Here is a 633-nt window from a genome sequence, read left to right as displayed (position 1 = left end):
CCATCGGCGGCACGTGGCGGTCGCTGGCCAAGGTGTACCAGGTCCAGCGGCGCTATCCGCTGCATATGGTGCAGCACTACACGGTCAAGGGGCCGGACCTCGCCAAGCTCTGCGACGCGATCGTCGAGGCGGCGGAAACCAACAAGCCCTATCCGGGCATGGACACCACCAGCTCGTCCCGTCGCGACCTGATCCCCTTCGGTGCTGCGGTGCTCGGCGAAGTGGTCAAGGCAGGCAACTTCAAGAACGTGGTGTTCTCGGCGCTGGGCGTGCGCGAGGGCTACCTCTACGGGCTTCTCGATGCTGCCGAGCAGCAGGTTGACCCGTTGGTGCAGGCGGCAGAGGAAATCTCGGTGCTGCGCTCGCGCTCACCGCTTCATGCCCATGACCTCGTGGGTTTCACTGACAATTTCCTCTCGGCCATAGGCTTTGCCGAAACCGAGGAAGAGCGCCGGCTGCGGCGCGTGGCCTGCCTCATCTCCGACATCGGCTGGCGCGGTCATCCCGACTATCGCGGCGAGCAGAGCATCGACATGGTGGCTTATGGCTCGATGACGGGCGTTGACCACCCCGGTCGCGCCTTCCTCGCCGAAGTTCTGGCGGTTCGCTATATGGGCCTCAAGCAGAAGAGCG

General features: G+C 64.6%; 1 protein-coding gene. It reads left to right on the top strand.

The window, feature by feature from the left end:
* A partial coding sequence (locus JP75_RS24865) for a Ppx/GppA phosphatase family protein (RefSeq protein ID WP_035088030.1) occupies positions 1-633 on the top strand: 633 nt, incomplete at both ends.

Source organism: Devosia riboflavina (assembly GCF_000743575.1).
Lineage (GTDB): Bacteria > Pseudomonadota > Alphaproteobacteria > Rhizobiales > Devosiaceae > Devosia > Devosia riboflavina.
The sequence above is the reverse complement of the archived record's forward strand: the minus strand, read 5'-3'. Positions and strand labels throughout refer to the sequence as shown.